Annotated in this window: 1 pseudogene; it reads left to right on the top strand. The window is 35.9% G+C overall.

Features of this window, described 5'->3' with window-relative positions:
- Positions 1-113: 113 nt before the first annotated feature.
- Positions 114-688: pseudogene (locus tag ADIWIN_RS01320) on the top strand (hypothetical protein); the annotation flags it as partial.

Below are 688 nucleotides of genomic sequence, written 5' to 3'. Positions count from 1 at the left end.
ACTGCTCAGCCTAATAAATTAGAGATTACTACAGAAATGGATCCACACTTTCCAATACAATCACTCTTTCATCGGGTGGAGAAAATGGTGGTTTTAGTTTATCAGTTGCCAATATGGACAGTAAGGCCATCCTACCGGGATCCAATTACAACCGTAAAACCATTAACTTAGGTTTTACCCAAAACATCAAAAAATTAACGGTTTCAGGAAATATAAATTATTCTAAAGAAGACAGAATAAATCCACCAAACATAGCAGAACAGGATTTTAGCCCTGTAGTGCTTTATACACTGGCAAGTTCTTTGCCTTTGGCATTATTGGAAGAATATGCTTTTGATGAAAATGGTGATGAATTCCCTTATTCCAGATTTACCAACAGAACCAATCCTTACTTTGCACTTTCAAGGTTTGAAAATAACATCAGAGATAGGGTTTATGGTAATATTACAGCTAAATATGACATCACTGATTGGTTATATGTTCAAGGAAGATTTGGACAGGATTTTTATTCCAGAGATTCAGAATACAATCTACCTACAGGATCGCAAAGACAATCCTCCCCACCTCCTGGATTTGTAAATGGTCAGTATGCACAGGATATAAGAAGGTTTAGAGAAGTAAATACAGATTTTCTTATAGGAATGAACAAGACTTTTGGAAACTTTGGGTTGTTGGTTAATCTTGGAGG

It is taken from the genome of Winogradskyella psychrotolerans RS-3 (assembly GCF_000427335.1).
GTDB classification, from domain to species: domain Bacteria; phylum Bacteroidota; class Bacteroidia; order Flavobacteriales; family Flavobacteriaceae; genus Winogradskyella; species Winogradskyella psychrotolerans.
Note: the sequence above shows the minus strand (reverse complement) of the source record. Positions and strands in the feature narration are given on the sequence as shown.